Below are 18684 nucleotides of genomic sequence, written 5' to 3'. Positions count from 1 at the left end.
TTGTGATCGCCCTCTCTCTCGCCGAGATCGCAGAAGTCGTCGGCGGGCAGACGTACGACATACCGGATCCGTCGGTGCAGGTGACCGGACCGGTCGTCCGGGACTCCCGCGAGGTGGAGCCCGGCAGCCTCTTCGCCGCCTTCGTCGGCGAGCGCGTGGACGGCCACGACTACGCCGGGGCCGTGATCGAGGCGGGCGCAGCCGCGATTCTGGGCTCCCGCCCCGTCGGTGTGCCCGCGATCGTCGTCGACGACGTCCAGACGGCCCTCGGCGCCCTCGCCCGGCACGTCGTACGCAAGCTCGGCACCACCCTGGTGGCGCTCACCGGCTCCGCGGGCAAGACCAGCACCAAGGACCTCATCGCCCAGGTGCTCCAGCGCAAGGCACCGACGGTGTGGACGCCGGGATCGTTCAACAACGAGATCGGGCTGCCGCTGACCGCACTGAGTGCCACCGAGGAGACGAAGTTCCTCGTCCTGGAGATGGGTGCCCGCGGCATCGGCCACATCCGCTACCTCACCGGCCTGACGCCCCCGCACATCGGCCTGGTGCTGAACGTGGGCACCGCGCACATCGGCGAGTTCGGCGGCCGCGAGCAGATCGCCCAGGCGAAGGGCGAGTTGGTCGAGGCGCTCCCCGAAGAGGGAGCCGCGATCCTCAACGCCGACGACCCCCTCGTACGCGCCATGGCATCCCGTACGAAGGCGAAGGTGATCCTCTTCGGAGAGGCCGACGAAGCGGACGTACGCGCCGAGAACGTGCACCTGACGGACACCGGGCAGCCCTCTTTCACCCTTCGCACACCCTCCGGGTGCAGTGATGTGACCATGCGCCTGTACGGTGAGCACCACGTGTCGAACGCGCTCGCCGCGGCCGCCGTCGCCCATGAGCTGGGCATGTCCGCGGAAGAGATCGCCACCGCGCTCTCCGAGGCAGGCTCCCTCTCCCGCTGGCGTATGGAGGTCACCGAGCGCCCGGACGGCGTGACGGTCGTCAACGACGCCTACAACGCGAACCCCGAGTCCATGCGGGCTGCCCTGCGCGCCCTTGTGGCCATGGGCAAGGGGCGCCGTACGTGGGCGGTGCTCGGCAAGATGGCCGAGCTCGGGGACGAGGCGCTCGCCGAGCACGACGCGGTCGGACGGCTCGCCGTCCGGCTCAACGTCAGCAAGCTCGTCGCGGTCGGGGGCAGGGAAGCGTCCTGGCTGCAACTGGGCGCATATAACGAGGGTTCGTGGGGTGAGGAGTCGGTGCACGTGTCCGACGCACAGGCGGCGGTCGACCTGTTGCGCAGCGAGTTGCGCCCGGGAGACGTCGTACTCGTGAAGGCGTCCCGGTCGGTCGGGCTCGAGAGCGTGGCGCAGGCGCTCATCGAGAACGGTGCCGAGGGTGAGGTTGCCGCCCGATGATGAAGCAGATCCTGTTCGCAGGAGTCATTGGCCTCTTCCTGACCCTGGTCGGCACCCCGCTGCTGATCAAGCTGCTCGCCCGCAAGGGCTACGGTCAGTACATCCGTGACGACGGCCCGCGCGAGCACGCCAGCAAGCGCGGTACGCCGACCATGGGCGGTATCGCCTTCATCCTGGCGACGGTCGCCGCGTACTTCCTGGCCAAGGTGGTCACGAGCTATCTGGACCCCGAGGCCGACGCGGCGCCGACCTTCTCGGGTCTGCTGGTGCTCGGCCTGATGGTCGGGATGGGTCTGGTCGGCTTCCTGGACGACTACATCAAGATCGTCAAGCGGCGTTCGCTGGGTCTGCGGGCCAAGGCGAAGATGGCCGGCCAGCTGATCGTCGGTATTGCCTTCGCCGTGCTCTCGCTGCAGTTCGCGGATGCCCGCGGCAACACCCCGGCGTCCACGAAACTGTCCTTCATCACGGACTTCGGCTGGACCATCGGCCCGGTGCTGTTCGTGGTCTGGGCGCTGTTCATGATCCTCGCGATGTCGAACGGCGTGAACCTCACCGACGGGCTCGACGGTCTGGCCACCGGCGCCTCCGTCCTCGTCTTCGGCGCCTACACCTTCATCGGCGTCTGGCAGTTCCAGGAGTCCTGCGCCAACGCGCTGGACCTGACCAACCCCAACGCCTGTTACGAGGTGCGCGACCCGCTCGACCTCGCGGTCGTCTCCGCCGCCCTCATGGGAGCCTGCCTCGGCTTCCTGTGGTGGAACACCTCCCCCGCCAAGATCTTCATGGGCGACACCGGTTCGCTGGCGCTCGGCGGTGTGCTCGCCGGTCTGGCCATCTGCTCCCGCACCGAGCTGCTGCTCGCCATCCTCGGTGGCCTGTTCGTCCTCATCACCATGTCGGTGGTCATCCAGGTCGGTTCCTTCCGCCTCACCGGGAAGCGGGTCTTCCGGATGGCGCCACTCCAGCACCACTTCGAACTCAAGGGCTGGTCCGAAGTGCTCGTCGTGGTCCGCTTCTGGATCATTCAGGGCATCTGTGTGATCGTCGGACTGGGCCTCTTCTACGCGGGATGGGCAGCGGAAAAGTGACCAACTGGCAGGGCAAGCACGTCACCGTCGCCGGGCTCGGCGTCTCCGGCGTCCCGGCGGCCAAGGTCCTGCACGGCCTGGGCGCGCTCGTCACCGTCGTCAACGACGGCGACGACGACCGGGCGCGGGCGCAGGCGGCCGAACTGGAGGCCCTGGGCGTCAAGGTCCGCCTCGGCGACGGCGCCACCCTGCCGGAGGGCACCGAGCTGATCGTCACCGCGCCCGGCTGGAAGCCGGACAAGCCGCTGTTCGCGGCGGCGCACGAAGCCGGCATCGAGATCTGGGGCGACGTCGAACTGGCCTGGCGCCTGCGTGGCCCCGACGCCGCCCCCTGGCTCGCCGTCACCGGCACCAACGGCAAGACCACCACCGTCCAGATGCTCGCCTCGATCCTGAAGGCGGCCGGCCTGCGCACGGCCGCCGTCGGCAACATCGGCGTCTCGCTGCTGGACGCGGTGCTCGGCGACGAGCAGTACGACGTCCTGGCGGTCGAACTCTCCAGCTACCAGCTCCACTGGGCGCCCTCGCTGCGTGCCCACTCCGCCGCCGTCCTCAACCTCGCCCCCGACCACCTCGACTGGCACGGCTCCATGGAGGCGTACGCCGCCGACAAGGGCCGTGTCTACGAAGGGAATCGCGTCGCCTGCGTCTACAACGCGGCCGACAAGGCCACCGAGGACCTGGTGCGCGAGGCCGACGTCGAAGAAGGCTGCCGGGCCGTCGGCTTCACGCTGGGCACGCCCGCGCCGTCCCAACTCGGCGTCGTGGAGGGCATCCTGGTGGACCGTGCCTTCGTCGAGGACCGGCAGAAGAACGCCCAGGAGCTCGCCGAGGTCTCCGACGTCAACCCGCCCGCCCCGCACAACATCGCCAACGCCCTTGCCGCAGCGGCCCTCGCGCGCGCCTACGGTGTGCCGCCCGAGGCCGTACGGGACGGGCTGCGGGCCTTCACGCCGGACGCCCACCGCATCGCGCACGTCGCCGATGTGGACGGGGTTGCATACGTCGACGACTCCAAGGCCACCAACACCCATGCGACGGAAGCCTCGTTGGCGGCCTACGAGTCGATCGTGTGGATCGCCGGCGGACTGGCGAAGGGTGCCACCTTCGACGAACTCGTCGCCAAGTCGGCCAAGCGACTTCGCGGAGCCGTCCTCATCGGTGCCGATCGTGCCCTGATCCGTGACGCCCTCGCGCGACACGCCCCGGAAGTACCCGTCGTCGACCTCGACCGGACCGACACTGGGGCGATGCTCGCGGCGGTCCGGGAGGCCCGGCGGCTCGCCGTTGCCGGAGACACGGTGCTCTTGGCACCGGCCTGTGCCTCCATGGACATGTTCGCCAACTACAACAAGCGCGGAGAGGCGTTCGCGGAGGCGGTTCGCGAACTCGGCGCGGGCGCCTGACGGCGGGTCTCGGCCACGGCGGGTGCTTCGGGACCCTTGGAGGGACGGGTGACTCGGATGTGGCTCGGGTTTGGTCGGCGGGTACCCGCCGGTGGCAGCCGGTGATGTCCGGCAGCCGTACGGGGCGTCCTCCGGTTCGGCGGGCCGTCCGCAGGCCCGCCGCACCCCGGCCGCCGCGCGAGAACCCCTTCGTACGCCTCTCCACGCGTGCGCGCAGAGCGTGGGACCGGCCGCTGACCGCGTACTACCTGATCCTCGGCGGCAGTCTGCTGATCACCGTGCTGGGCCTGGTGATGGTCTACTCGGCCTCCCAGATCACCGCCCTGCAGATGTCCCTGCCGGGGTCGTACTTCTTCCGCAAGCAGATGCTGGCCGCCCTCATCGGCGCCGGGCTGCTGTTCGCCGCGTCGCGGATGCCGGTGAAGCTGCACCGGGCGCTGGCCTACCCGATCCTGGCGGGCGCCGTCTTCCTGATGGCCCTGGTGCAGGTGCCGGGGATAGGGATGGCGGTCAACGGCAACCAGAACTGGATCGCCCTGGGCGGTTCCTTCCAGATCCAGCCCAGTGAGTTCGGCAAGCTCGCGCTGGTGCTGTGGGGCGCCGACCTGCTCGCCCGCAAACAGGACAAGAAGCTGCTGGCGCAGTGGAAGCACATGCTGGTGCCGCTCGTGCCGGCCGCCTTCATGCTGCTCGGGCTGATCATGCTCGGCGGCGACATGGGCACGGGGATCATCGTCACGGCGATCCTGTTCGGGTTGTTGTGGCTGGCGGGAGCACCGACCCGGCTGTTCGTCGGGGTACTGGCGGTGGCCGCGGTGATCGGCACGGTCCTCATCCAGAGCAGTTCCAACCGGCTGGACCGGTTCCGCTGCATCGGGGCCACCGAGATGGGCCCCGACGGCTCCTGCTGGCAGGCCGTGCACGGGATCTACGCCCTCGCCTCCGGTGGATTCTTCGGTTCCGGACTTGGCGCAAGTGTGGAAAAATGGGGCCAACTCCCCGAAGCGCACACCGACTTCATCTTCGCCGTCACCGGTGAGGAACTGGGCCTGGCGGGGACGCTGTCGGTGCTCGCCCTCTTCGCCGCTCTAGGCTATGCAGGCATCCGCGTGGCCGGACGCACGGAGGACCCCTTCGTGAGGTATGCCGCGGGAGGCGTGACCACCTGGATCACAGCCCAGGCCGTGATCAACATCGGTGCGGTGCTCGGTCTGCTGCCGATCGCCGGCGTCCCCCTCCCGCTGTTCTCCTACGGGGGATCCGCCCTGCTGCCGACCATGTTCGCCATCGGGCTGCTGATCGCCTTCGCGCGCGACGAGCCCGCTGCGCGGGCGGCGCTTGCGATGCGGCAACCCCGCTTTGGTAGAAAACGGGGGGCTGGGGGCTCTCAGGGGCCTCGGAGATGGAACACGATGCGACGGCGCGCCTCGGCGGCGCGTACGTCCGGAGAGCGGTGAATTTCGGTGCATGTCGTACTCGCCGGCGGAGGGACCGCCGGCCACATCGAGCCCGCGCTCGCCCTCGCGGACGCCCTGCGCAGGCAGGACCCGACCGTGGGAATCACGGCCCTGGGCACGGAGCGCGGCCTGGAGACCCGACTCGTACCCGAGCGGGGGTACGAACTCGCGCTGATCCCTGCCGTACCCCTGCCACGCAAGCCCACCCCCGAGCTGATCACCGTCCCGGGCCGGCTGCGTGGCACGATCAAGGCGGCCGAGCAGATCCTGGAGCGCACCAAGGCGGACGCGGTGGTCGGTTTCGGCGGCTATGTCGCCCTGCCCGGCTACCTGGCCGCCAAGCGCCTCGGTGTGCCGATCGTCATCCACGAGGCCAACGCCCGCCCCGGCCTCGCCAACAAGATCGGCTCGCGGTACGCCGCCAAGGTCGCCGTCTCCACGCCGGACAGCAAGCTGCGTGACGCCCGCTACATCGGCATCCCGCTGCGCCGCTCCATCGCCACCCTCGACCGGGCCGCCGTGCGCCCCGAGGCCCGCGCGATGTTCGGCCTCGACCCGAACCTGCCGACCCTGCTCGTCTCCGGCGGTTCGCAGGGCGCCCGCCGCCTCAACGAGGTGGTCCAGCAGGTCGCTCCGTGGCTCCAGCAGGCCGGGATCCAGATCCTGCACGCGGTCGGCCCGAAGAACGAACTGCCGCAGGTGCACCAGATGCCGGGAATGCCCCCCTACATCCCGGTAAGTTACCTGGACCGGATGGACCTCGCGTACGCCGCGGCCGACATGATGCTCTGCCGCGCCGGCGCGATGACCGTCGCCGAACTCTCCGCCGTCGGACTCCCGGCCGCCTACGTCCCGCTGCCCATCGGCAACGGCGAACAGCGGCTGAACGCCCAGCCGGTGGTCAAGGCCGGCGGCGGACTGCTGGTCGACGACGCGGAACTCACCCCTCAGTGGGTGCAGCAGAACGTCCTGCCCGTGCTCGCCGACCCGCACCGGCTGTACGAGATGTCCCGCGCCGCCGCCGAGTTCGGCCGCCGGGACGCCGACGAACTCCTCGTCCGCATGGTGTACGAGGCGATCGCCGCGAATCGTGCACATCGCTAGGCACGTGTGACGGAAGGCAGGGGAGCGTGGTCGGACCCACCACCGCCGAACGCGGTGCGCGCCGGCAGGAGTCGTCCGGTCCGCTCCCTGCCCGGCGGCTGAGACCGCCCCGGCTTCGTACGATCATCATCCTCGCGATCGCGCTGGTCCTCCTCGGCGCGGGCGGGGGTTGGCTGTTGTACGGCTCGCAGATGCTGCGCGTGGAGCGCGTGACCGTCTCCGGAACCCGGGTCCTGACGTCGGCGCAGGTGCGCGAAGCCGCCGATGTTCCGCTCGGATCGCCGCTGATTTCCGTCGACACCGATGGGATTGAGGCGCGACTTCGTCAGAAATTGCCCCGAATTGACGCAGTTGATGTGGTCCGTTCCTGGCCCCATGGAATCGGTCTGAAAGTGACCGAGCGGACTCCGGTTCTGCTCGTCGAAAAGGGTGCGAAGTTCGTGGAAGTGGACGACGAGGGTGTCCGGTTCGCCACGGTTTCTGAGGCTCCGAAAGGCGTCCCGCTTCTTGAATTGACGATGTCCCGGTCGGGTTCGGCCGCGGCCAGCCACCGGCGCTTCGGCGAGCACCGACTGGTGCGGGAGGCGGTGCGCGTCGCCGGTGCCCTTCCGGCCGCGATCGCACGCGACACCCGGGTCGTCAAGGTCCGTTCCTACGACGACATCTCGCTGGAGTTGAGCGGCGATCGGACCGTCGCGTGGGGAAGCGGCGAGAAGGGGCGCGCGAAGGCCCGTACGCTCGCCGCTCTCATGAAAGCCGCCCCCGCCGCCCGGTACTTCGACGTCAGCGTTCCCACCGCCCCTGCGTCATCAGGGAGTTGACGGACATCGGCGCAGGCCAGCACCCTGGTTGGGCAGCGCTACGCCTGATCACATAGGGTGAAAAGAAAAACGGGAGGTTCGGCGTGTTCGTTGAACGTGCGCCACTTGTCGACTTAGTGTCCTGTTCAGAAGACTCCAGGGAACAGACGCACTGGTAACCCTAAACTTCAACGTTAGGGTTCGGGTCGGCGATACGGACCGTCCCCATCGGCATCAGTCGTCGGATCGTGGCAAGGCCGCGAGGCGGCGACACGTAACTCGAGGCGAGAGGCCTTCGACGTGGCAGCACCGCAGAACTACCTCGCAGTCATCAAAGTCATCGGTGTCGGCGGCGGTGGTGTCAATGCCATCAACCGGATGATCGAGGTCGGTCTCAAGGGCGTCGAGTTCATCGCCATCAACACCGACGCACAGGCGCTGTTGATGAGCGACGCCGACGTCAAGCTCGACGTCGGCCGCGAACTCACCCGCGGACTCGGCGCCGGAGCCAACCCGGCCGTCGGCCGCAAGGCCGCCGAGGACCACCGCGAGGAGATCGAGGAGGTCCTCAAGGGGGCCGACATGGTCTTCGTGACGGCCGGTGAAGGCGGCGGCACCGGCACCGGCGGCGCGCCCGTCGTGGCCAACATCGCCCGGTCGCTGGGCGCCCTCACCATCGGCGTGGTCACCCGCCCGTTCACCTTCGAGGGACGGCGCCGCGCCAACCAGGCCGAGGACGGCATCGCCGAGCTCCGCGAAGAGGTCGACACCCTCATCGTCATCCCGAACGACCGCCTGCTGTCCATCTCGGACCGCCAGGTCTCGGTCCTGGACGCCTTCAAGTCGGCGGACCAGGTCCTGCTCTCCGGTGTCCAGGGCATCACCGACCTCATCACCACCCCTGGCCTCATCAACCTCGACTTCGCCGACGTCAAGTCGGTCATGTCCGAGGCCGGTTCGGCCCTCATGGGCATCGGCTCGGCCCGCGGCGACGACCGCGCGGTGGCCGCGGCCGAGATGGCGATCTCCTCGCCGCTGCTCGAGGCATCCATCGACGGCGCCCGGGGCGTGCTGCTCTCCATCTCCGGCGGATCCGACCTCGGTCTGTTCGAGATCAACGAGGCCGCCCAGCTGGTCAGCGAGGCCGCCCACCCCGAGGCCAACATCATCTTCGGTGCGGTCATCGACGACGCCCTCGGTGACGAGGTCCGGGTCACCGTGATCGCGGCCGGCTTCGACGGGGGCCAGCCGCCGGCCCGTCGGGACAACGTGCTCGGCGCCTCCTCCCCCAAGCGTGAGGAGCCCACTCCGGTACGGCAGCCCGAGAGCCGCCCGTCCTTCGGCTCGCTCGGCAGCGTGAAGCCGAAGGAGGAGCCGGAGCCCGCACCGGAGCCGGTGAGCGACCTCCAGGCCCCCCCGCCGGTCCCGACGTCGCGGAACTACGCGGACAGTGCGGCCGAGGAGCTGGACGTACCGGACTTCCTGAAGTGATAGGACAGCGCGACACCGTGAACGGCGCGCACTTCGCCTTCACCGACAGGTGGGGCGGGGTGAGCGCCGTTCCGTACGAGGAGCTCAACCTCGGCGGGGCCGTCGGCGACGACCCCCAGGCCGTCCGCACCAACCGCGAGCTCGCGGCCAAGTCGCTGGGACTGGATCCCGGCGAGGTCGTCTGGATGAACCAGGTGCACGGCAACGACGTGGCCGTCGTCGACGGGCCCTGGGACTCCACGGCCGGGATTCCGCCGGTCGACGCGATCGTCACCGTGGGCCACGGCCGCGCCCTCGCGGTCCTGACCGCCGACTGCGTGCCCGTACTGCTCGCCGACCCCGTCGCCGGGATCGCCGCCGCGGCTCACGCGGGTCGGCCCGGCATGATCGCCGGAGTCGTCCCCGCCGCGCTACGCGCGATGATGGAACTGGGTGCCGAGCCGCACCGCATCGTCGCCCGCACCGGACCCGCCGTCTGCGGCCGGTGCTACGAGGTGCCCGAGCCGATGCGCGCCGAGGTGGCCGCCGTGGAGCCGGCGGCATACGCCGAGACGAGCTGGGGCACGCCCGCGGTCGACGTGGCCGCCGGTGTGCACGCCCAGCTCGAACGCTTCGGAGTGGGTGACCGGGCGCAGTCACCGGTGTGCACGCTGGAGTCGGACGACCACTTCTCGTACCGCCGCGACCGGACCACGGGTCGGCTCGCGGGCTATGTCTGGCTGGACTGATGGGGCATGACGGATCGTAAGGACGAACTCGCCGCAAATCTGGCGAAAGTGGAGGAGCGTATCGCCGCGGCCTGTGCGGCCGCCGGGCGAGCGCGCGAGGAGGTGACCCTGATCGTGGTCACCAAGACCTATCCCGCGAGCGATGTGCGGGTCCTGTCGGAACTCGGTGTGCGTCATGTCGCCGAGAACCGCGACCAGGACGCGGCACCCAAGGCAGCGGAATGCTCGGATCTGCCCCTTATTTGGCATTTTGTGGGTCAGTTGCAGACCAACAAGGTTCGTTCCGTGGTCGGTTACGCGGATCTCGTGCAGTCCGTCGATCGTTCCAAGCTCGTCACAGCCCTGTCCAAGGAGGCCGTGCGCGCCGGGCGTGAGGTGGGCTGTCTGATCCAGGTCGCGCTCGACGCGGGCGAGGGCGGGAGAGGTGAGCGGGGTGGCGTGGCGCCCGGTGGAATCGGGGAGTTGGCGGACCGCGTGGCGGCCGCCGAGGGGCTGAGGCTCGACGGACTGATGACCGTCGCACCGCTCACCGGAGAGTACGCCGGACGCGAACTGGCGGCATTCGAGCGGATGATGGATTTGTCGACTGACCTGCGCAGGGCCCATCCGGCTGCCACCATGGTCTCGGCAGGCATGAGTGCGGACCTCGAACAGGCCGTGGCTGCCGGAGCGACACATGTGCGCGTCGGCACTGCGGTACTCGGAGTCCGCCCCAGGCTCCGGTAACGTCGCCAAGAGTCGGACCACAGCAGAAAATATGGTCATTACCGTCGAAGGGCGGGCGTAACGACCTCGTGGATCGCGGGCACTTGGCAGTCGTCAGCCGATCCACCACAGAGCGGAGGACTCAGAGCATGGCCGGCGCGATGCGCAAGATGGCGGTCTACCTCGGCCTCGTGGAGGACGATGGGTACGACGGCCGGGGTTTCGACCCCGACGACGACTTCGAACCCGAACTGGACCCGGAGCCCGAGCGGGACCACCGGCGGCACGAGCCGTCGCACCAGCCTCATGGTGCACATCAGTCCCAAAGGGAAGAATCGGTACGGGTGGTGCAGCCTCCGGCGCCTCGCGAGCCGGTCGCACATTCCGCTTCGCTACCCGCGGAATCGGGACGTCCGGCGCGCATCGCGCCCGTGGCATCCATCACACAAGAACGCGCAAGCCTGGAGAAGAACGCACCGGTGATCATGCCCAAGGTCGTGTCGGAACGAGAGCCTTACCGGATCACCACGCTTCACCCGCGGACCTACAACGAGGCCCGTACCATCGGGGAACACTTCCGTGAAGGCACCCCGGTGATCATGAACTTGACTGAGATGGATGACACAGACGCCAAGCGACTTGTCGACTTTGCGGCCGGTTTGGTGTTTGGTCTTCACGGCAGCATTGAGCGGGTGACGCAGAAGGTGTTCCTGTTGTCGCCTGCTAACGTCGATGTCACGGCGGAGGACAAGGCTCGCATCGCAGAGGGCGGGTTCTTCAACCAGAGCTGAGACGCACCACCGGAATGAACGCACGGAACAGGGGAGAGGGAAGCACCAGTCATGAGCGTGGTCTTGCAGGTTCTCTACATCGCGCTGATGGTCTTCCTCATCGTGCTCATCTTCCGGTTGGTCATGGACTACGTCTTCCAGTTCGCCCGCTCATGGCAACCCGGCAAGGCGATGGTGGTCGTTCTGGAGGCCACCTACACTGTCACTGATCCACCGCTCAAGCTTCTGCGGCGGGTCATTCCGCCGCTGCGTCTCGGGGGCGTGGCGCTCGACCTGTCCTTCTTCGTACTGATGATCATCGTCTACATCCTGATCAGGCTCGTGCGGGGCGCGATGTGAGCGATGTGACAGATACGGTCTTGCCGACTGCCGACGACAACGTTGAGGTGAAGAGATGCCGTTGACCCCCGAGGACGTGCGGAACAAGCAGTTCACGACCGTCCGCCTCCGAGAAGGCTATGACGAGGACGAGGTCGATGCCTTCCTCGACGAGGTCGAAGCCGAACTGACCCGCCTGCTCCGCGAGAACGAGGACCTGCGCGCCAAGCTGGCCGCGGCCACGCGTGCTGCTGCCCAGAACCAGCAGAACATGCGCAAGCCCCCGGAGCCGCAGGACCAGCAGCAGGGTGGCATGCCCCAGCAGGGTGGCATGCCGCAGCAGGGCGGTATGCCGCAGCAGGGCATGCGCGGTCCGGGCGCTCCGGTACCCGCCGGCATATCGGGCCCGCCGCAGCAGCAGATGGGTGGCCCCATGGGTGGCCCGCCCCAGCTGCCGAGCGGTGCACCGCAGCTGCCCGCCGGTCCCGGCGGTCAGGGTCCGCAGGGTCCCGGCCCGATGGGTCAGGGTCCGATGGGCCAGGGGCCGATGGGCCAGGGTCCGATGCAGGGCCAGATGGGCCCGGGCCCCATGGGCGGTCCGATGGGCGGCCCCGGCATGCCCGGTCAGGGCGGCCCCGGCGGCGACAGCGCCGCCCGTGTCCTCTCGCTGGCCCAGCAGACCGCCGACCAGGCGATCGCCGAGGCCCGCTCCGAGGCCAACAAGATCGTCGGTGAGGCGCGTTCGCGTGCCGAGGGTCTGGAGCGCGACGCGCGCGCCAAGGCCGACGCGCTGGAGCGGGACGCGCAGGAGAAGCACCGTGTCGCGATGGGCTCCCTGGAGTCCGCCCGCGCGACGCTGGAGCGCAAGGTCGAGGACCTGCGCGGCTTCGAGCGCGAGTACCGCACGCGACTGAAGTCCTACCTGGAGTCGCAGCTGCGTCAGCTGGAGACCCAGGCGGACGACTCGCTCGCCCCGCCGCGGACCCCGGCGACCGCGTCGCTCCCGCCGTCCCCGGCGCCTTCCATGGCCCCGGCCGGTGCGAGCGCCCCGTCGTACGGCGGCAACCAGACGATGGGCGGCGCGCCCGCTCCGTCTGCGCCCTCCTACGGTGGCGGTCAGCAGCAGATGTCCCCGGCGATGACCCAGCCGATGGCTCCGGTCCGGCCGCAGGGGCCGTCGCCCATGGGCCAGGCTCCGTCGCCGATGCGTGGGTTCCTCATCGACGAGGACGACAACTGACGGTTCGTAGTACGGCGTAGGCGTCGGCAGCGTTCAGGGCGGGCCCCGGATTTTGATCCGGGGCCCCGCCCTTTTGCTACGCGAGTTCACGGGGTTTGCGGTGTTTGTTCGGGCGTGGGTGTGGTGTCCTACGTACGCAACACCGAAGGCCCGGGCCGACCAAGATTTCTTGGCGGCCCGGGCCTTCGATGTGCGTGGGGCTGGGGCTGAGGTGGGCTGCGCCGGCTGCCCGCAGGCTGCGGGCTTGCGTGTGGCTACGCCTTGCGCAGGCGGAACGTCAGGGTCAGGGACTCGTCCGTGAACGGGTCGCCGTAGCTGTCGTCCGCCTCGCCCTGGGCGAAGTCCGGGGCGAGGACCTCGTCGGCGATCAGCTCCGCGTGCTCGGTCAGGGCCGCGACGACCGCCGGATCCGTCGCCGTCCAGCGCAGGGTGATCCGGTCGGCGACGTCGAGGCCGCTGTTCTTGCGGGCCTCCTGGATCAGGCGGATCGCGTCACGGGCCAGGCCCGCGCGGCGGAGTTCCTCCGTGATCTCCAGGTCCAGGGCGACCGTCGCGCCCGAGTCGGACGCCACCGACCAACCCTCGCGCGGGGTCTCCGTGATGATCACCTCGTCGGGAGCCAGGGTGATCGTCTCGCCGTCGACCTCCACCGAGGCCGTGCCCTCGCGCAGGGCGAGGGACAGCGCGGCCGCGTCCGCGTTCGCGACGGCCTTCGCCACGTCCTGGACACGCTTGCCGAACCGCTTGCCCAGGGCGCGGAAGTTGGCCTTCGCGGTCGTGTCGACCAGGCTGCCGCCGACCTCGCTCAGTGACGCGAGCGACTCGACGTTCAGCTCCTCCGTGATCTGTGTGTGCAGTTCACGGTCCAGGGACTCGAAGCCGGTTGCCGCGATCAGCGCGCGCTTCAGCGGCTGGCGGGTCTTGACGCCCGACTCCGCGCGCGTGGCGCGGCCCAGCTCCACCAGGCGGCGCACCAGCACCATCTGCTTCGACAGCTCCGGGTCGATGGCGGTGAGGTCCGCCTCCGGCCACGCCGCCAGGTGCACCGACTCCGGGGCGCCCGGCGTGACCGGCACGACCAGGTCCTGCCAGACCCGCTCGGTGATGAACGGGGTCAGCGGTGCCATCAGCTTGGTGACCGTCTCGACGACCTCGTGCAGGGTGCGCAGCGCCGCCTTGTCGCCCTGCCAGAAGCGGCGCCGGGAGCGGCGTACGTACCAGTTCGACAGATCGTCGACGAACGCCGACAGCAGCTTGCCGGCGCGCTGGGTGTCGTACGCCTCCAGGGACTGGGTCACCTGGTCGGTCAGCGCGTGCAGTTCGGACAGCAGCCAGCGGTCCAGGAGTGGGCGGTCGGCCGGGGCCGGGTCGGCCTCGGACGGGGCCCAGTTCGACGTACGGGCGTACAGGGCCTGGAAGGCGACCGTGTTCCAGTACGTCAGGAGCGTCTTGCGGACGACCTCCTGGATGGTGCCGTGGCCGACCCGGCGGGCCGCCCACGGGGAGCCGCCGGCCGCCATGAACCAGCGGACCGCGTCCGCGCCGTGCTGGTCCATCAGCGGGATCGGCTGGAGGATGTTGCCCAGGTGCTTGGACATCTTCCGGCCGTCCTCGGCGAGGATGTGGCCGAGACAGACGACGTTCTCGTAACTGGACTTGTCGAAGACCAGCGTGCCGACCGCCATCAGTGTGTAGAACCAGCCGCGGGTCTGGTCGATGGCCTCGCTGATGAACTGCGCCGGGTAGCGGGACTCGAAGAGGTCCTTGTTCTTGTACGGGTAGCCCCACTGCGCGAACGGCATCGAACCGGAGTCGTACCAGGCGTCGATGACCTCGGGCACGCGCGTGGCCGTCTTGCCGCAGCTCTCGGCCGGGCAGGCGAAGGTGACCTCGTCGATGAACGGGCGGTGCGGGTCGAGGCCGGACTGGTCGGTGCCGGTGAGCTCGGTGAGCTCGGCGCGGGAGCCGACGACCGTGAGGTGGTCGTCCTCGCAGCGCCAGATCGGCAGCGGGGTGCCCCAGTAGCGGTTGCGGGACAGGGCCCAGTCGATGTTGTTGTTCAGCCAGTCGCCGTAGCGGCCGTGCTTGACCGTGTCCGGGTACCAGTTGGTCCGCTCGTTCTCCGCCAGGAGGCGGTCCTTGATCGCCGTGGTGCGGATGTACCAGGACGGCTGTGCGTAGTAGAGGAGCGCGGTGTGACAGCGCCAGCAGTGCGGGTAGCTGTGCTCGTACGGCAGGTGCTTGAAGAGCAGGCCGCGGTTGCCGAGGTCCTCGGTGAGCTTTTCGTCGGCCTTCTTGAAGAAGACGCCGCCGACCAGGGGGACGTCCTCCTCGAAGGTGCCGTCCGGGCGGACGGGGTTCACGACGGGCAGGCCGTAGGAGCGGCAGACCCGGAGGTCGTCCTCACCGAAGGCGGGGGACTGGTGGACCAGGCCGGTGCCGTCCTCGGTGGTGACGTAGTCGGCGTTGACCACGAAGTGGGTGTCCACGTCCGCCGGGAACTCGACCAGCTCGAAGGGGCGCTGATACGACCAGCGCTCCATCTCGGCGCCGGTGAAGGTCTGGCCGGTGGCCTCCCAGCCCTCGCCGAGCGCCTTGGCGACGAGCGGTTCGGCGACGACGAGCTTCTCCTCGCCGTTCGTCGCGACGACGTAGGTGACCTCGGGGTGGGCGGCGACGGCCGTGTTGGAGACCAGGGTCCAGGGGGTCGTCGTCCACACCAGGAGCGCGGCCTCGCCGGCCAGCGGGCCGGAGGTGAGCGGGAAGCGGACGTAGACGGACGGGTCGACGACCGTCTCGTAGCCCTGCGCCAGCTCGTGGTCGGACAGGCCGGTGCCGCAGCGGGGGCACCAGGGGGCGACGCGGTGGTCCTGGACGAGCAGGCCCTTGTTGAAGATCTCCTTGAGCGACCACCAGACCGACTCGATGTACTCGGGGTCCATCGTGCGGTACGGGTCGTTGAGGTCGGTCCAGTAACCCATGCGGGTCGTGAGCGCTTCGAAGGCGTCGGTGTGGCGGGTCACCGACTCGCGGCACTTGGCGTTGAACTCGGCGATGCCGTACGCCTCGATGTCCTGCTTGCCGCTGAAGCCGAGCTCCTTCTCCACCGCGAGCTCCACCGGAAGGCCGTGGCAGTCCCAGCCGGCCTTGCGGGCCACGTGGTAGCCGCGCATGGTGCGGAAGCGGGGGAAGACGTCCTTGAAGACGCGCGCCTCGATGTGGTGGGCGCCCGGCATGCCGTTGGCGGTGGGCGGGCCTTCGTAGAACACCCATTCGGGGCGGCCCTCGGACTGCTCCAGGCTCTTGGCAAAGATCTTCTGCTCGCGCCAGAAGTCGAGCACGGTGTGCTCAAGGGTGGGCAGGTCGACCTGGGCGGGCACCTGGCGGTACGTCGGCGTTGTCATCTGCGAGCTTCCTCCGGCGGACTTGCTGCCTTCCGTCCGGAGGGACGAGAGCCATGTCTTTCCTTACGCCGCTTTCGGCGTGCTCCCGCGGTACCACCCTCCTTGGCCCGCCGACGCACGGTGTGCCTCGGTGAGCCCCCTCATTGGGGTCGCGATGCCGGTTCTACTCGCCGCGGTGGGTTTTCTGCGGCTTTCTTCCGGCGGCTCCGGGGTGATCTTCACGTCGCGCTCGCCCCCGGGCTTCCACCGTCCCCGGGTCGCTCTGGGCTGCGTACGCCGCTACTCGTCCCCATCCACGCTTCTCGCTCCGCCCAGTGTACGGCTCCGGGGGGACAGCGGCCGACCGGATTTCCGGCGCCGGGGGGTGGGGCGTGGGCATGTGTGAGATGACCCGAATGGTGAGGTACGCGGCTTTCGATCCGGGGATGTCCCGACTCGGCGGATTACCCGGCGGGGAGCTGGGCACAACGCATGCATGCCGGCCGCGTGGCGGTCGCGGGGTGGGCGAATCGGGTGGCATGCCCCGTTGCCGCGGGACTCAAGTCGATTTATCGTCCCAGCACGATTCGCGTGCAAAATCACAATATGTGAAGGGGCCGCGGCCATGGTGGCGAAAAAGACGGCCGTACAGCAGTCGGGGTCCGAGAGGACCGCGCGCGCCACGGGTGCCTCCGGCGGCGCGGCCAAGGACGTGGACGGGAAGAAGAGCACGCAAAGGGCGGCGACCGTGAGGCGGACGGTGGCCAAGGCGGTGAAGACGGTGCGGGGGGCTGTAGGCAGGGGGAGCACGGGGGCGGGGGCGACGGGTGCTGCGGGGGGCGGAGCCGGGCCGGGGACCGTGGCCGATGGGAAGACGGTTGCGGAGAGGGGCGGTGTGAAGGAAAGGGGGGCGGCGGGGAAGGGCAGGACGGGGGGTGCGACGGGCGCGGCCGGGAAGAAGGCGGCCGCGGAGTCGGGGATGGCGTCGAAGAGGGGGGTCGGGACGGGGGCGGGTGGGAAGAAGGCGGCCGGAAGCGGGGCGGCTGATACGTCGGCCCGTGCTCCCAAGAGGGCCGGCGGGGAAACCCCTGCCAAGAAGCCGACAGTTGCGAAGCGGCCGCCCGAGAAGGGGGAGACGAAGCAGACGCCGGCCGGGAGGGTGGCTGAGACGGCGACGACTGAAACGGCGACTGGGGAGGCGGCGGCTGGGAGGGCGGGGGCTGGGAAGCGGCCGGTCAGGGAGGCGGCGGCGAAGGGATCGGCGGCTGGGAAGCGGTCGGGCGCGAAGTCGGGGGCGAAGGAAACGGGGGCTGGGAAGCGGCCGGGCGCGAAGTCGGCGGCGAAGGAAACGAAGGCTGCGAATGCGGCGGCCAAGGAGGCGGTGGCTGGTAAGCGGGTCGGCAAGAAGAGGGCCGCCGAGGAGACCTCGGCCAAGGAGGCCCCCGTTAAGGGGAGGGCCGGCGAGAGCCCTCCGGCCAAGCAGACGGGCGCCGCGACGAAGACGGCCGCCAAGAAGGCAGCCGCCAGCAGGGCCCCGGCGAAGAAGACGGCTGCCAAGAGCGAGGCCGTGGCCAAGGAGGGGGTCGCTGAGAAGCGGGCCGCGGAGAAAAAGACGGTCCGGAGGGCGGCTGCGGAGAAGGGCGCCGGGCAGAAGTCGGCCGAGGCGGAGGCGACTGCCAGGAAGACGGCTGTGAAGAGGAAACCTGCCGGGGAGGTGGCTGCGAAGAAGGCGCCCGCGAAGAAGGCCACCGCGAAGAAGGAGACGGCACAGAGGGCCACGGCCCGGAAGGCGGCCGGCGAGAAGAAGGACGCCAGGGAGGTGGCCGCGAGGAAGGAGACCGCTCCAAAGGAGACGGCTCAGAGGGCCACGGCCCAGAAGGCGGCTGCGGAGGAGGCGACTGCCCGGAAGGTGGCTGCTCCAAAGGAGACGGCTCAGAGGGCCACCGCCCAGAAGATGGCCGCGGAGGAGGCGACTGCCCGGAAGGTGGCCGGCGAGAAGAAGGATGCCAGGGAGGCGGCCGCGAGGAAGGAGACCGTCCAGAGGGGGACCCTCCACAAGGCGGCCGGGCAGAAGGAGGCCGCCGGGAAAGCGGTCGCCGAGAAGGGGACCGGCGAGGTCGTGGGGGGCGAGAAGGAGGCGGTGGTGGGGGAGGGGGCCGCGGGGGCTGAGCGTGCGGGCAAGAAGAGCACGGCCAAAAAGGTGGGCGCGGCGCAGGCCGCGAAGCAGACGGGAGCCACGACGGTGGTTGCGAAGAAGACTCCTGGCCAGGCCACGGCGGCGAAGACCGCCGTCCCCAAGGCACGGATCGCCGCGGCGGAGCCGGGCGATCTGGCGGTGCGCCCCGGTGAGGACCCCTGGACCCCGGAAGAGGTCGCGGAGGCCCGCGCGGAGCTGATGTCCGAGGCGGAGCGGCTGCGCGCCGAGATCTCCTCCTCCGAGGTGTCCCTCGCCGGTCTGATGCGGGACTCCGGTGACGGCGCCGGCGACGACCAGGCGGACACCGGCACCAAGAACATCACGCGCGAGCACGAACTGGCGCTCGCAGCCAATGCGCGCGAGATGCTCACCCAGACCGAGCGCGCCCTGCAGCGCCTCGACACCGGCACGTACGGCCTGTGCGAGAACTGCGGCAACCCCATCGGCAAGGCCAGGATGCAGGCCTTCCCACGGGCCACGCTCTGCGTCGAGTGCAAGCAGAAGCAGGAGCGCCGGTACTGACCGGCACCGGCCGAACCGTTGTACGCCTCCTGGGCACATGCG

The 18684-nt window shown here is 69.6% G+C and carries 14 protein-coding genes; 13 read left to right on the top strand and 1 reads right to left on the bottom strand.

Going from position 1 to position 18684, the window contains the following annotated elements; all coding sequences use genetic code 11:
* Positions 1–2 precede the first annotated feature (2 nt).
* From murF to ACFV7R_RS01695, 12 genes are all read left to right on the top strand, one after another.
* Positions 3–1409: a UDP-N-acetylmuramoyl-tripeptide--D-alanyl-D-alanine ligase gene (murF, locus tag ACFV7R_RS01750; protein ID WP_385258667.1), complete on the top strand. Its 1407-nt coding sequence runs from the start codon at positions 3–5 to the stop codon at positions 1407–1409.
* The gene (gene mraY, locus ACFV7R_RS01745) at positions 1409–2500 is read left to right on the top strand and encodes a phospho-N-acetylmuramoyl-pentapeptide-transferase (RefSeq protein ID WP_129797541.1); all 1092 of its coding nucleotides are present in this window, start codon (positions 1409–1411) and stop codon (positions 2498–2500) included. Before murF ends, mraY begins: the two co-directional genes overlap by 1 nt.
* Positions 2482–3906 carry a UDP-N-acetylmuramoyl-L-alanine--D-glutamate ligase gene (gene murD / locus ACFV7R_RS01740; RefSeq protein WP_385258665.1) on the top strand — a complete coding sequence of 475 codons (1425 nt, stop codon included), beginning with the start codon at positions 2482–2484 and terminating at the stop codon, positions 3904–3906. Before mraY ends, murD begins: the two co-directional genes overlap by 19 nt.
* Positions 3907–4010: 104 nt before the next feature.
* The gene (gene ftsW / locus ACFV7R_RS01735; protein WP_385258662.1) at positions 4011–5363 is read left to right on the top strand and encodes a putative lipid II flippase FtsW; all 1353 of its coding nucleotides are present in this window, start codon (positions 4011–4013) and stop codon (positions 5361–5363) included.
* 6 nt (positions 5364–5369) lie between these two features.
* Positions 5370–6467 carry an undecaprenyldiphospho-muramoylpentapeptide beta-N-acetylglucosaminyltransferase gene (gene murG / locus ACFV7R_RS01730; RefSeq protein WP_129797408.1) on the top strand — a complete coding sequence of 366 codons (1098 nt, stop codon included), beginning with the start codon at positions 5370–5372 and terminating at the stop codon, positions 6465–6467.
* A 26-nt stretch (positions 6468–6493) separates the two neighbouring features.
* Entirely contained in the window at positions 6494–7288 is a 795-nt protein-coding gene (locus ACFV7R_RS01725) for a cell division protein FtsQ/DivIB (protein WP_385258659.1), read from the top strand.
* Positions 7289–7567: 279 nt separating this feature from the next.
* Positions 7568–8758 carry a cell division protein FtsZ gene (ftsZ, locus tag ACFV7R_RS01720; protein WP_129797406.1) on the top strand — a complete coding sequence of 397 codons (1191 nt, stop codon included), beginning with the start codon at positions 7568–7570 and terminating at the stop codon, positions 8756–8758.
* A complete protein-coding gene (gene pgeF, locus ACFV7R_RS01715; protein WP_385258656.1) occupies positions 8755–9486 on the top strand; it encodes a peptidoglycan editing factor PgeF in 732 nt (243 codons plus the stop codon). The genes ftsZ and pgeF overlap by 4 nt, the downstream gene beginning before the upstream one ends.
* Before the next feature lie 6 nt (positions 9487–9492).
* Positions 9493–10212 (top strand): YggS family pyridoxal phosphate-dependent enzyme, encoded by a 720-nt coding sequence (locus ACFV7R_RS01710; RefSeq protein WP_385258654.1) that lies wholly within the window; start codon positions 9493–9495, stop codon positions 10210–10212.
* Positions 10213–10340: 128 nt separating this feature from the next.
* Positions 10341–10982, top strand: coding sequence for a cell division protein SepF (locus ACFV7R_RS01705; protein ID WP_129797403.1), 642 nt, complete (start codon positions 10341–10343; stop codon positions 10980–10982).
* A 51-nt stretch (positions 10983–11033) separates the two neighbouring features.
* Positions 11034–11321: a YggT family protein gene (locus tag ACFV7R_RS01700; protein WP_385258651.1), complete on the top strand. Its 288-nt coding sequence runs from the start codon at positions 11034–11036 to the stop codon at positions 11319–11321.
* Between the two features lie 55 nt (positions 11322–11376).
* The gene (locus ACFV7R_RS01695) at positions 11377–12540 is read left to right on the top strand and encodes a DivIVA domain-containing protein (protein WP_385258648.1); all 1164 of its coding nucleotides are present in this window, start codon (positions 11377–11379) and stop codon (positions 12538–12540) included.
* Positions 12541–12794: 254 nt separating this feature from the next.
* Here the strand turns inward: ACFV7R_RS01695 and ileS are convergent, their stop codons facing one another.
* Positions 12795–15944, bottom strand: coding sequence for an isoleucine--tRNA ligase (ileS, locus tag ACFV7R_RS01690; RefSeq protein ID WP_385258646.1), 3150 nt, complete (start codon positions 15942–15944; stop codon positions 12795–12797).
* Positions 15945–16548: 604 nt separating this feature from the next.
* On the opposite strand from ileS, the gene ACFV7R_RS01685 reads away from it, so the two are divergent.
* Positions 16549–18642: a histone H1-like repetitive region-containing protein gene (locus ACFV7R_RS01685; RefSeq protein WP_385258643.1), complete on the top strand. Its 2094-nt coding sequence runs from the start codon at positions 16549–16551 to the stop codon at positions 18640–18642.
* The last annotated feature ends 42 nt before the right edge of the window (positions 18643–18684 follow it).

The organism is Streptomyces sp. NPDC059866, assembly GCF_042731325.1.
Lineage (GTDB): Bacteria > Actinomycetota > Actinomycetes > Streptomycetales > Streptomycetaceae > Streptomyces > Streptomyces flavusporus.
Note: the sequence above shows the minus strand (reverse complement) of the source record. Positions and strands in the feature narration are given on the sequence as shown.

What these genes read in the sequence shown, in the direction of transcription:
- murD (WP_385258665.1), top strand. Translation starts at nt 2,482, where the DNA reads ATGGGCAGCGGAAAAGTGACCAACTGGCAGGGCAAGCACGTCACCGTC.
- ACFV7R_RS01700 (WP_385258651.1), top strand. Translation starts at nt 11,034, where the DNA reads ATGAGCGTGGTCTTGCAGGTTCTCTACATCGCGCTGATGGTCTTCCTC.
- ACFV7R_RS01710 (WP_385258654.1), top strand. Translation starts at nt 9,493, where the DNA reads ATGACGGATCGTAAGGACGAACTCGCCGCAAATCTGGCGAAAGTGGAG.
- ileS (WP_385258646.1), bottom strand. Translation starts at nt 15,944, where the DNA reads ATGACAACGCCGACGTACCGCCAGGTGCCCGCCCAGGTCGACCTGCCC.
- mraY (WP_129797541.1), top strand. Translation starts at nt 1,409, where the DNA reads ATGAAGCAGATCCTGTTCGCAGGAGTCATTGGCCTCTTCCTGACCCTG.
- ACFV7R_RS01685 (WP_385258643.1), top strand. Translation starts at nt 16,549, where the DNA reads ATGGTGGCGAAAAAGACGGCCGTACAGCAGTCGGGGTCCGAGAGGACC.
- ftsW (WP_385258662.1), top strand. Translation starts at nt 4,011, where the DNA reads ATGTCCGGCAGCCGTACGGGGCGTCCTCCGGTTCGGCGGGCCGTCCGC.
- ACFV7R_RS01695 (WP_385258648.1), top strand. Translation starts at nt 11,377, where the DNA reads ATGCCGTTGACCCCCGAGGACGTGCGGAACAAGCAGTTCACGACCGTC.
- ACFV7R_RS01705 (WP_129797403.1), top strand. Translation starts at nt 10,341, where the DNA reads ATGGCCGGCGCGATGCGCAAGATGGCGGTCTACCTCGGCCTCGTGGAG.